13 protein-coding genes and 2 pseudogenes are annotated in these 9,678 nt (G+C 73.7%); 8 read left to right on the forward strand and 7 right to left on the reverse strand.

The features are described from left to right. Nucleotides 1-239: pseudogene (locus GTW67_RS20345) on the forward strand (hypothetical protein); the annotation flags it as partial. Nucleotides 240-247: 8 nt separating this feature from the next. Here GTW67_RS20345 and GTW67_RS37060 read toward each other — a convergent pair. Then, the gene (locus GTW67_RS37060) at nt 248-400 is read right to left on the reverse strand and encodes a hypothetical protein (protein WP_202437470.1); all 153 of its coding nucleotides are present in this window, start codon (nt 398-400) and stop codon (nt 248-250) included. Between the two features lie 200 nt (nt 401-600). Between GTW67_RS37060 and GTW67_RS20350 the strand changes: the two genes are divergently transcribed. The 3 genes from GTW67_RS20350 to GTW67_RS20360 all read left to right on the forward strand — a co-directional run bounded on the left by GTW67_RS20350 (nt 601) and on the right by GTW67_RS20360 (nt 2,098). Then, complete coding sequence (locus GTW67_RS20350) at nt 601-993, forward strand: DUF2795 domain-containing protein (protein WP_161166239.1); 393 nt, start codon at nt 601-603, stop codon at nt 991-993. Between the two features lie 21 nt (nt 994-1,014). Then, nucleotides 1,015-1,446: a CBS domain-containing protein gene (locus GTW67_RS20355; RefSeq protein ID WP_161166240.1), complete on the forward strand. Its 432-nt coding sequence runs from the start codon at nt 1,015-1,017 to the stop codon at nt 1,444-1,446. A gap of 112 nt (nt 1,447-1,558) precedes the next feature. Beyond that, the gene (locus tag GTW67_RS20360; protein WP_161166241.1) at nt 1,559-2,098 is read left to right on the forward strand and encodes a type 1 glutamine amidotransferase domain-containing protein; all 540 of its coding nucleotides are present in this window, start codon (nt 1,559-1,561) and stop codon (nt 2,096-2,098) included. A gap of 164 nt (nt 2,099-2,262) precedes the next feature. Here the strand turns inward: GTW67_RS20360 and GTW67_RS20365 are convergent, their stop codons facing one another. Further along, on the reverse strand, nt 2,263-2,541 hold the full coding sequence (locus GTW67_RS20365; protein WP_161166242.1) for a DUF6158 family protein: 279 nt from the start codon (nt 2,539-2,541) through the stop codon (nt 2,263-2,265). Nucleotides 2,542-2,601: 60 nt separating this feature from the next. Here GTW67_RS20365 and GTW67_RS20370 point away from each other — a divergent pair, with 60 nt between their 5' ends. Next, nucleotides 2,602-3,729: a baeRF2 domain-containing protein gene (locus tag GTW67_RS20370; protein WP_161166243.1), complete on the forward strand. Its 1,128-nt coding sequence runs from the start codon at nt 2,602-2,604 to the stop codon at nt 3,727-3,729. Between the two features lie 36 nt (nt 3,730-3,765). On the opposite strand, the gene GTW67_RS20375 is transcribed toward GTW67_RS20370, so the two are convergent. Further along, the gene (locus GTW67_RS20375) at nt 3,766-5,385 is read right to left on the reverse strand and encodes an ABC-F family ATP-binding cassette domain-containing protein (protein WP_161166244.1); all 1,620 of its coding nucleotides are present in this window, start codon (nt 5,383-5,385) and stop codon (nt 3,766-3,768) included. 123 nt (nt 5,386-5,508) lie between these two features. On the opposite strand from GTW67_RS20375, the gene GTW67_RS20380 reads away from it, so the two are divergent. The 3 genes from GTW67_RS20380 to GTW67_RS20390 all read left to right on the forward strand — a co-directional run bounded on the left by GTW67_RS20380 (nt 5,509) and on the right by GTW67_RS20390 (nt 8,225). Then, nucleotides 5,509-7,023, forward strand: a complete 1,515-nt coding sequence (locus GTW67_RS20380) for a bifunctional phosphatase PAP2/diacylglycerol kinase family protein (protein ID WP_161166245.1) — start codon at nt 5,509-5,511, stop codon at nt 7,021-7,023. 156 nt (nt 7,024-7,179) lie between these two features. Then, nucleotides 7,180-8,001 carry a methyltransferase domain-containing protein gene (locus GTW67_RS20385; protein ID WP_161166246.1) on the forward strand — a complete coding sequence of 274 codons (822 nt, stop codon included), beginning with the start codon at nt 7,180-7,182 and terminating at the stop codon, nt 7,999-8,001. A gap of 53 nt (nt 8,002-8,054) precedes the next feature. Next, nucleotides 8,055-8,225, forward strand: coding sequence for a hydrophobic protein (locus GTW67_RS20390; RefSeq protein ID WP_161165812.1), 171 nt, complete (start codon nt 8,055-8,057; stop codon nt 8,223-8,225). 33 nt (nt 8,226-8,258) lie between these two features. Here GTW67_RS20390 and gvpK read toward each other — a convergent pair whose 3' ends face one another. The 4 genes and pseudogenes from gvpK to GTW67_RS20410 all read right to left on the reverse strand — a co-directional run. Then, complete coding sequence (gene gvpK / locus GTW67_RS20395; protein ID WP_346010681.1) at nt 8,259-8,555, reverse strand: gas vesicle protein K; 297 nt, start codon at nt 8,553-8,555, stop codon at nt 8,259-8,261. A gap of 1 nt (nt 8,556) precedes the next feature. Beyond that, entirely contained in the window at nt 8,557-8,739 is a 183-nt protein-coding gene (gene gvpJ / locus GTW67_RS20400; RefSeq protein WP_077799359.1) for a gas vesicle protein, read from the reverse strand. After that, nucleotides 8,736-9,554: a GvpL/GvpF family gas vesicle protein gene (locus tag GTW67_RS20405; protein ID WP_161165810.1), complete on the reverse strand. Its 819-nt coding sequence runs from the start codon at nt 9,552-9,554 to the stop codon at nt 8,736-8,738. The genes gvpJ and GTW67_RS20405 overlap by 4 nt, the downstream gene beginning before the upstream one ends. After that, nucleotides 9,551-9,678 (reverse strand): annotated as a pseudogene (locus GTW67_RS20410) (gas vesicle protein); the annotation flags it as partial. The pseudogene GTW67_RS20410 and the gene GTW67_RS20405, both read right to left, overlap by 4 nt.

A 9,678-nucleotide genomic window follows, 5' to 3' on the forward strand; every position in this document is an offset into this window, starting at 1 on the left:
TCCGCATGCGCGGCGACATCGTGCTGATCACCGACGACGACTGCGGGGTCACCGAGGAGTGGATGCGCGGCTGGAACGCGGCCAAGCACCGGCTGGGCTTCCGGGTGTTCGGGGTGGCCGTCGGCATCCCGCGGGCCGCCGAGGACGGCTCGGTGCTGGAGGCCCTGTGCGACAACCTCCGGTCCGTCGAGGACCTCACGGACGTGCAGGCCGCCGCCGACCTGTTCCGCCTCGTCTGAACTGCCCGTCAGCGCGTCTGCGGCAGCTCCGCCGCGGCGGCCGGTTCGGGATCGCCGGACGGCGGCGGGGCACCGGGCAGCATCAGCTCCTCGTACCTGCCCATGGCCAGCACCACGCCGAGCATGAGGACCGGGATGAACACAGCGAGCAGCACCGCCATGATCCGTCCTTCCCGAGAAGGGTGGGCGTGGGGGGTGGTGGCGCCGGACGGGTTCCCAGGGTCCGCCGGGTCAACCCACGGTGCGCGCGGACGCACGCACCGTGTCCGGGCAAATCGGTGCGGACCCGTCCGGGTGAATCCGTGTCGGCCGTCGGTGGCCGGGTACGCGGTCCGCACCCCATGAGGATGTGGAGGGAGACATGCAGCGAGGCAGTGACCGGATGAGCGTCCACCGCGACGACGAGATGAAGCACGAACTACAGGGTCTGCTCAGGTCCGGGCACCCCACCCGCAGCGAGGAGTGGAACGACCCGGAGCCGGCCGCCGAGGACGATCCGGACGTCATGTTCGGACCGGTGACCCCGGGCCGCGGGCCGACGTATCTGGAGGCCCTGCGGCTGGATCTGGCCCGGAACCTGACGCGGGGCACCTTCCCCGCGGGTCCCCGGGAGCTGGGCCGCGCCCTGCGCCGCGGGAACGCGCCCGACGCCCTCGTCGAAGGGCTGGAGCGGCTGCCCGACAAGGCGCGCTACGACAACGTGCAGGAACTGGCCGTCGCCCTGACCGAGAGCGGTGGGCCACAGGGCGCGTAGGCGCCGGAAGGGCGGGCCGTGATGGCCGAGTACGTGAGGGACGTCATGACTCCGGGTGTGGTCGCCGTCCGCCCGGACTCCTCCCTCGTCGAGGCGGCGCAGCTGATGCGCACGCAGAACATCGGTGATGTGGTGGTCGCGGACGGCCAGGACGTCGTGGGCGTGCTGACCGACCGGGACATCACGGTGCGGGCCGTGGCGGACGGCATCGACCCCATGGCGGTGAGCGTCCGCACGGTGTGCAGCCCCGATCCGCTGACGGTCTCCCCCGGTGATCCGGTGGCGGACGCGGTCACGCTGATGCGGGAGCACGCCGTGCGCCGGCTGCCGGTCGTGGAGGACGGGCTGCCGGTCGGGATGGTGAGCCTCGGCGATCTGGCCGAGGCCCGGGATCCCGCCTCGGCGCTGGCCGACATCAGCCGCGCGGACCCGGACGCCGTGGACGGCACCTGACACCGCCTCGCGGGGCTCCGCGGTCCCACGAGGCCGCGACCCCGTGGCCGAACGAGACACGCGCGCCGGGCGGCGACCCCGCGCCGACGCGCCAGAAAGGAACCCGAACCCCATGCGCATCGCATTTCTGACCGCACCCGAGGGCGTCGAGCAGGTCGAGCTGACCGAGCCGTGGCAGGCGGCGAAGGACGCGGGTCACGAGCCCGTGCTCGTCTCCACGCAGTCCGGCGAGATCCAGGGCTTCAACCACCTCGACAAGGCGGACACGTTCCCCGTGGACGAGGTGGTGGGCGAGACGTCGGCCGACTCGTTCGGCGGGCTGGTCCTGCCGGGCGGCGTGGCCAACCCGGACTTCCTGCGCACGGACGAGAAGGCCGTGGCGTTCGTGAAGGACTTCTTCGAGCAGGGCCGGCCCGTGGCCGCGATCTGCCACGCCCCGTGGACGCTCGTCGAGGCGGACGTCGTCCGCGGACGGGTGCTGACCTCCTGGCCGAGCCTTCAGACCGACCTGCGCAACGCGGGCGCCACCTGGGTGGACGAACAGGTGAAGGTCTGCGACCACGGCAACAACATCCTGGTCACCAGCCGGAAGCCGGACGACCTGAAGGCGTTCTGCGAGACGTTCCTCGCGGAGTTCGCCAAGGCCGGCTGAGCCCGCGCCGGGTCCGCAGGGCGGCACTGGGCGGCACCCGGCATCACCGGTCCCGGCCGGTCCGCGCGTACCGACGCGCGGGCCGGCCGGAATCGTGCGGGGACCGCGAGGACCCGTGTACGGGCAGGGCGGCACACGCGGGCCGCACCCCCTGCCGCACCTGCTCAGGTGGCGGGGGCGGCGTTCTCGCCGGAGTTGCGTTCGCGGGCGCCCTCGCGGGTGCGGCCCGCGGCGACCGCGCGGCGGGGGTTGCGGCGCAGCCACTCGCCCTCCAGCTGCGCCATGCGCCCGTTGTGGGCCCGCAGCGCGTCGTTCGAGCCGTAGAGCAGGGTGTCGTGGCGCGTGCGGTGGATGGTCTCCAGCTCCTTCATGAGCTGCTGGTCGTCCAGCCGGCCCGGGTCCACCCCGGTCGTGGTGTCGTCCCGCGTGTCGTGTTCGTTCATGCGGTCCGGGTACCCGCCCCGGAAGCACTACCACCCCCGAGCGGCATCCGGGAGGGAGCCATGGAACTCGCCTTTCTGCATCCACTCTACGAACACCAGGGGCCCTGGGCCTCCGTCTACGTCGACCTCTCCCAGCACACGGAGGACACCCCTCACGAACGTGAGCTGACGGCCGCGGCGGTGGCCCGGGAGCTGGCCGCGCAGGGCGCCGACGACGCGACCTGCCAGGCCGTGCGGGAGGCCGTGGACGGGCTGCGCCACTCCAGCGACCCGCACGGGCGGGCCCTGTTCGCCCGGGGCGGTGAGGTGATCCTCGACCCGCCGCTGGCGCGTGCCCCGCTGGGCGGCACCGAGGCCCACTGGGCGCCGCTGCCGCACGTGGCGCCGCTGCTGGAGCTGGCGGGCGAGGACCCCGTGTGCGTCGTGGCGTACATCGACCGCAAGGGCGCCGACTTCGAGCTGCGCAGCGCGCTGGGCAGCTCGGACGCGGGTTCGGTGTCCGGCCGGCAGTGGCCGGTGCACCGCACGAGCAGCGTCGACTGGTCGGAGCGCCACTTCCAGCTGCGGGTGGAGAACACGTGGGAGCACAACGCGGCGGAGATCGCGGACGCGCTCGCCGTGTGCCAGGAGGAGACGGGCGCCGACCTGCTGATCCTCGTGGGTGACGACCGTGAGCGGCGGGCCGTGCACGAGCGGCTGCCCAAGCGGCTTCAGGGCCGGATCGTGGAGGCCGCGCACGGTGCGGGCAGCCGGCTGCTCGACGGTGACGTGGAGCGGCTGCGCGACGAGCACGTGCGGGCGCGGGCGCGGGACGACCTGGACCGGTTCCTGGCCGCCCGGGCCCCCGACGGCGAGGGCCGGGCCGCCGCGGCGGAGGGCGTGCCCGCGCTGATCGAGGCCGCCCGGGAGCACCGCATCGACGAGCTGCTGATCATCCCGGACGGGCCGGACACCCACCGCGAGGTGTGGATCGGCGAGGACGCCGACCAGCTGGCGATGCGCCGTACGGAACTGAAGACGCTCGGCGAGCAGAACTCCTGGTCGGCCCGGGCGGACGACGCGCTGCTGCGCTCGGCGGTGATGACCGGCGCCCCGGCGATCTCGGTGACGCCTGCCCTGCCGCGGGAGGACGACCCGGCGGACGACGTGCCGGTGGGCGGCCTCGGCGCCCTGCTGCGCTGGCGCTGACCCCCGCCGCCGGCCCCGGGCGTGCCCCGCGGCCGGCTATCGGGCCCGCTCCACCCGCCGTTCGTCCCAGACCGGCTCCGGGGCCTCGCGGACGCGGCCGTCGCTGCCGAAGACGAGGTAGCGGTCGAAGGAGCGGGCGAACCAGCGGTCGTGGGTGACCGCGAGGACCGTGCCCTCGAAGCCCTCCAGGCCTTCCTGGAGGGCTTCGGCCGATTCCAGGTCGAGGTTGTCGGTCGGCTCGTCGAGCAGCAGGGCGGTGACGCCCTGGAGTTCGAGGAGGAGGATCTGGAAGCGGGCCTGCTGGCCGCCGGAGAGGCGGTCGAAGGTCTGTTCGGCCTGCTGGGTCAGCTCGTAGCGGCGCAGCCGGGACATGGCGGCGCCCCGGTCCTGGGCGTGCTCGCTCCACAGGATGTCCAGGAGGGTGCGGCCCACCAGTTCGGGGTGGGCGTGGGTCTGGGCGAAGTGTCCGGGCACCACGCGCGCGCCGAGCTTCCAGTTCCCGGTGTGCGCCACGTCCTCGCCGGCGAGCAGCCGCAGGAAGTGCGACTTGCCGGAGCCGTTGGAGCCAAGGACGGCGACCCGTTCGCCGTAGAAGACCTCCAGGTCGAACGGCTTCATCAGGCCGGTGAGTTCGAGGCCCTCGCAGGTGACGGCGCGCACTCCGGTGCGGCCGCCCTTGAGGCGCATCCTGATGTCCTGCTCGCGGGGCGGCTCGGGCGGCGGTCCTGCCTCCTCGAACTTGCGCAGCCGGGTCTGGGCGGCGGCGTAGCGAGAGGCCATGTCGTGGGAGACGGCGGCCGCCTGACGCAGCGTCAGGACCAGTTTCTTCAGTTGCGCGTGCTTCTCGTCCCAGCGGCGGCGCAGTTCCTCGAAGCGGGCGAAGCGTTCGCGGCGGGTCTCGTGGAAGGTGGCGAAGCCGCCGCCGTGCACCCAGGCGTCGGCGCCGGCGGGGCCGGGTTCCAGGGAGACGATCTTCTGGGCGGCGCGGGCGAGGAGTTCGCGGTCGTGGGAGACGAAGAGGACCGTCTTGCGGGTCTCCTTCAGGCGCTCCTCCAGCCAGCGCTTGCCGGGCACGTCGAGGTAGTTGTCCGGCTCGTCGAGCAGCAGCACCTCGTCGGTGCCGCGCAGCAGCGCCTCCAGGACGAGGCGTTTCTGCTCGCCGCCGGAGAGGGTGCGCACCTGGCGGAACTGGGCCTTGTCGTAGGCGACGCCGAGCGCGGCCGTGGTGCAGATGTCCCACAGCGTCTCGGCCTCGTAGCCCTGGGCCTCGGCCCAGTCGGCGAGGGCCTGCGCGTAGCGCATCTGGGCGGCCTCGTCGTCGACCGTCATGATCGCGTGCTCGGCGGCGTCGACGGCGCGCGCGGCCTCACGGATGCGGGGCGGCGCGACGGACACCAGCAGGTCCCGCACGGTCGTCTCGTCGCGGACGGAGCCCACGAACTGGCGCATCACCCCGAGGCCGCCGCCGACGGTGACGGTTCCGCCGTGCGGCTTGAGCTCACCGGACAGCAGGCGCAGCAGGGTGGTCTTGCCGGCTCCGTTGGGTCCGACGAGGGCCACGACGGAGCCCTCCCCCACCCGGAAGGAGGCGTCGCCGAGCAGCGCCCTCCCGTCGGGGAGGTAGTACTCCAGGTGCGCTGCTTCGAGATGGCCCATGGGCCGGATTCTGCGGCTCCGGACGCCGTCCGGGCAAATGCTTTCCCCCCGGGTGCGGGCCGGGCGGGGGCGCGTGCGGCACGCCACCCGCAGGAAACGCCGTCCGCCGGGTAGGCGGATGGGATGAGCCCCGACGTAGACCTCACCGCCCCGACGCCCGGCCCGCACCCGGTGCGCAACGGCCTGCTGCGGCTGGACCAGCGTGTGTTCGAGGCGGTCGCCGCCCGGCACTGGCCCGGCGCCGACCCCCTGCTGCCCCGGCTCAGCCGCAGCGCCAACCACGGTGTGCTGTGGTTCGCGGCGGCCGCCGCGCTGGCCGCGGCCCGCACGCCCCGCTCCCGTCGCGCCGCCGTGCGGGGCCTCGCCTCGCTGAGCCTGGCCTCCCTGACGATCAACACCCTCGGCAAGCGCTCGGTCCGCCGCCCCCGGCCCGTCCTCGACCCGGTGCCGCTGGTCCGGCAGCTGAAGCGGCAGCCGATCACCACGTCCTTCCCGTCGGGGCACGCGGCGTCGGCCGCCGCGTTCGCGACCGGGGTCGCGCTGGAGTCCCCGGCGTGGGGCGCCGCGGTGGCGCCGGTGGCCGCCGCGGTGGCCCTCTCGCGGGTCTACACGGGCGTGCACTTCCCGAGCGACGTGCTCGCGGGGGCGGCGCTGGGCGCGGGCGCCGCGTTCGCCGTACGGGGCATGGTGCCCACGCGTGCCCAGCTCATCCCGCCGGCCAGGCCGCGCGCCGACGTCCCGGCGCTGCCGCAGGGCGAGGGTCTGGTGATGGTGGCCAACATCGCCTCGGGCACCGCGGACCGGGTGCGCGCGCTGTGCGACGCCCTGCCCGCGGCCGAGGTCGTCGAGTGCGAGCCGGGCGACGTCGGCGCCGAACTGGAGAAGGCGGCGGGCCGGGCCCGGGTGCTCGGCGTCTGCGGCGGCGACGGGACCGTGAACGCCGCGGCGGAGATCGCGCTGCGTCACGGCGTGCCGCTGGCGGTGCTGCCGGGCGGCACGCTCAACCACTTCGCCTACGACCTGGGCGTGGAGGACGTCAGGGATCTGTGCCGGGCGCTGGAGGGCGGGGAGGGCGTGCGCGTGGACGTGGGCCGGTTCGCCTCCGGTGCGCAGCGCGGCATCTTCCTGAACACCTTCAGCCTCGGCGTGTACCCGGAGCTGGTGCGCGAGCGGGAGCACTGGTCGCCCCGGATCGGCGGCTGGCCGGCCGGGGTGCTCGCGGCGGTGCGGGTGCTGCGCGCCGACCGGCATCCGCTGGAGGCCGAGGTGCAGGGGCGCAGGCGTCCGCTGTGGATGCTGTTCGCGGGCAACGGCACGTACCACCGGATGGGCCTGGCCCCCGGCCGCCGGCTGGACCTGGCGGACGGGCAGCTGGACATCCGGGTCGTGCACGGGGGCCGCCGGCCGGCCCTGCGGCTGCTCTCCGCGGCCCTCGCCGGTCCGCTGACCCGCTCGCCCGCCCATGCCGCGGTGCAGGTGGGCCGGCTCCGGCTGACGGGTGTCGCGCCGGGCACCCTGCTGGCGTACGACGGGGAGATCACCGAGACGCAGGGCGACCTGACGCTGGAGAAGCTGCCCGAGGCGCTCACCGTCTACCGGCCGCTGACGGGCAACCGACCGGTGCGGCACGTGTCATGACGCTTCGTCAGCCATTGAGCTGACGCTCCATCAGTCCACATACCAAAACGCCGGTCTCATCATGTGGTGCGCGGGCGTACGGTGATCCTGCTGCCGGGCGGGGTCGCCGTACCCCGCGCACCGGTGCGTCGCGCAGTCGCACAGAGGGGATCCGCCATGGCCGGACCGCAGGAGACCGCCGTATACACGCACGGACACCACGAGTCCGTGCTGCGCTCGCACACCTGGCGCACCGCCGCCAACTCGGCCGCGTACCTGCTCGGCTCGCTGAAGCCGCACATGAGGATCCTGGACGTCGGCTGCGGCCCCGGCACCATCACCGCGGACCTGGCGGCACTGGTGCCCGAGGGCCGGGTGACCGGCGTGGACCGGGCGCCGGAGATCGTGGAGCGGGCCCGCGCCACCGCCGCCGGGCGCGGCCTGGCCAACACCGACTTCGCGGTCGCGGACGTGCACGCCCTGGACTACCCGGACGACGCGTTCTGCGTGGTCCACGCCCACCAGGTGCTCCAGCACGTGGGCGACCCGGTGCGGGCGCTGCGCGAGATGATGCGGGTGACGAGGCCGGGCGGGATCGTCGCCGTGCGCGACTCGGACTACGGCGCCATGACCTGGTACCCGGCCTCCCCGGGCATGGACGACTGGCTGGACCTGTACCGCAGGGTGGCCCGCGCCAACGGGGGCGAGCCGGACGCCGGACGGCGGCTGAAGGCCTGGGCGCTGGAGGCCGGGTTCACGGACATCACGGCGACCTCGGACACCTGGACCTTCTCGACCCCGGACGAGCGGGAGTGGTGGAGCGGCCTGTGGGCGGACCGCACGCTGGCCTCGGCCTACGCCGAGCGGGCCACGGAGGGCGGCCACGCGACGCAGGAGGAGCTGCGGGCCGTGTCGGCGGCCTGGCGGGAGTGGGGCCGGCGGCCGGAGGCGTGGTTCGGCGTCCTGCACGGGGAGATCCTGTGCAGGAAGGAGTCCTGACGGACGCCTGATCGGGGCATTTCGGGAAACCAGTACGGCAGGAGGTTCACATCATGGTTCCACTTCTGCTCGTGCTGCTTCTCGCGCTCATTCTGTTCGGCGCCGGATTCGCGTTGAAGGTGCTCTGGTGGATCGCCCTCGTGGTCATCGTGCTGTGGCTGCTGGGGTTCCTGGTTCGTGGGACGACCGCAGGAGGTGGCCGAGGCCGCTGGTACAGGTGGTGAACGACAGGCGGTGAGGCTGCTGCCCCGGGAGGCTCACTCCCGGGGCAGCAGCGGTCCCAGCGGCCCGAGGTCCAGGTTCAGGTCCTCGGGCCGCAGTCCGTAGCGGTCACGCAGCTCGGTCATGCGGTCGTCGAGCAGCATCAGGGTGAGCCCGATGCGCTCCTCCTGCTCCTCGCTCAGGTCGCCCTCGTCGACCCGGCGCAGCGCCTGGCGCTCCATGAGCTGGCGCAGCAGTTCCACGACGGTCAGCACCAGTTTCACCAGGTCGCGCTCGACCGTGTCGGGGTCCAGGTCGAGGCGCTTGCGGCGGTCCGGTTCTTCTTCGCTCACGTCAGTCCCCGAACGGCGAGGGCACATTGCGGTTGACCGAGCTGATCAACGCGTTGAGGTCGATGCGGACCAGGTCGACGTCCGCGATGCGCAGCGTGATGTCACCGGTGATGACCACGCCGCCGGCCAGCAGCCGGTCGAGCAGGTCCACGAGGGCGATCTCACGGCGTTCGACGACGGTCATGACCCCTCCCCCGCTTGCCCCGCCGTTCCGGCGCCCGTCGCGCCGTCCTCGGGGGCCGCCTCTCCCGCGAAGGAGTAGGCGGCCCACGGGCCGGTGAGTTCGACGCGCATGCCGGGGGTGTCGTCCTTCGTGCGGTCCACCATCTCCACGAACTCCTCGGAGGCGTCCCGCGGCACCAGGTAGGCGGCGTTCAGGACGTTCCGTCCGGCGGCGCCGGACAGCGTGGGGTTCTGCGGGGCGTGCAGCCGGGCGTCGTCGGCCCGGGAGGACAGGTTCGCGTGCAGCCGTGTCGCGAACTCCTCGGCCCTGGACCACTGGTCCTCGTGCGCCCGCGCCCGCATCCGCCGCTGCCGCAGGTAGTCACGGCCCGTGGCGGGTTTCGGCTCGGGCTCCGCCGGACGGTCCGCCTGTTCGGGGTCCGTCTCGACGTAGACCTTCACACCCCACTCCACCCGGCCCTCCAGCCGGTCCAGGGTGCGCCGGAAGTCGTCCTCGCGCTCCTCCATCATCACGCGGACGCCGCTGTCGTCCCGGAAGACGGTGGCCAGCCGGAGCGGCAGCGGCGTGGTGACGACGGTGAGCGCGTCGACGACCTGCTGGTGGGCGCGGGCGGTCCCGGCGAGCCAGTCCAGGTCCTCCAGGTGGGCCCGCAGCGACTCCTCGGAGAAGTCGGCCTCGGGCACGTGGCTGACCGCGGCGACCAGGCCGTGGTGGGCCAGCAGCCTGGGCGGGTCGCCCGCGACCCCGGTGAGCTGCGACTGGAGGGGGACGTCGAAGGGCCGGCAGACGGCGTAGACGTACCGCAGTGCCGTCATCGTTCCTCCCTCGGTACGCGGCCCGACTCCAGCTCTCGCAGGCGTTCCCGCAGCTCCGCGTTCTCCCGGGTCAGTTCGTCGCGCCGTGCGCGCGAGGAGAGCGCCGGGTCGCTCTCCCACCAAG

Origin of the sequence: Streptomyces sp. SID5910 (assembly GCF_009862125.1) — a bacterium.
GTDB lineage: Bacteria > Actinomycetota > Actinomycetes > Streptomycetales > Streptomycetaceae > Streptomyces.

What these genes read in the sequence shown, in the direction of transcription:
- GTW67_RS37060 (WP_202437470.1), bottom strand. Translation starts at nt 400, where the DNA reads ATGGCGGTGCTGCTCGCTGTGTTCATCCCGGTCCTCATGCTCGGCGTG.
- GTW67_RS20350 (WP_161166239.1), top strand. Translation starts at nt 601, where the DNA reads ATGCAGCGAGGCAGTGACCGGATGAGCGTCCACCGCGACGACGAGATG.
- GTW67_RS20355 (WP_161166240.1), top strand. Translation starts at nt 1,015, where the DNA reads ATGGCCGAGTACGTGAGGGACGTCATGACTCCGGGTGTGGTCGCCGTC.
- GTW67_RS20360 (WP_161166241.1), top strand. Translation starts at nt 1,559, where the DNA reads ATGCGCATCGCATTTCTGACCGCACCCGAGGGCGTCGAGCAGGTCGAG.
- GTW67_RS20365 (WP_161166242.1), bottom strand. Translation starts at nt 2,541, where the DNA reads ATGAACGAACACGACACGCGGGACGACACCACGACCGGGGTGGACCCG.
- GTW67_RS20370 (WP_161166243.1), top strand. Translation starts at nt 2,602, where the DNA reads ATGGAACTCGCCTTTCTGCATCCACTCTACGAACACCAGGGGCCCTGG.
- GTW67_RS20375 (WP_161166244.1), bottom strand. Translation starts at nt 5,385, where the DNA reads ATGGGCCATCTCGAAGCAGCGCACCTGGAGTACTACCTCCCCGACGGG.
- GTW67_RS20380 (WP_161166245.1), top strand. Translation starts at nt 5,509, where the DNA reads ATGAGCCCCGACGTAGACCTCACCGCCCCGACGCCCGGCCCGCACCCG.
- GTW67_RS20385 (WP_161166246.1), top strand. Translation starts at nt 7,180, where the DNA reads ATGGCCGGACCGCAGGAGACCGCCGTATACACGCACGGACACCACGAG.
- GTW67_RS20390 (WP_161165812.1), top strand. Translation starts at nt 8,055, where the DNA reads ATGGTTCCACTTCTGCTCGTGCTGCTTCTCGCGCTCATTCTGTTCGGC.
- gvpJ (WP_077799359.1), bottom strand. Translation starts at nt 8,739, where the DNA reads ATGACCGTCGTCGAACGCCGTGAGATCGCCCTCGTGGACCTGCTCGAC.
- GTW67_RS20405 (WP_161165810.1), bottom strand. Translation starts at nt 9,554, where the DNA reads ATGACGGCACTGCGGTACGTCTACGCCGTCTGCCGGCCCTTCGACGTC.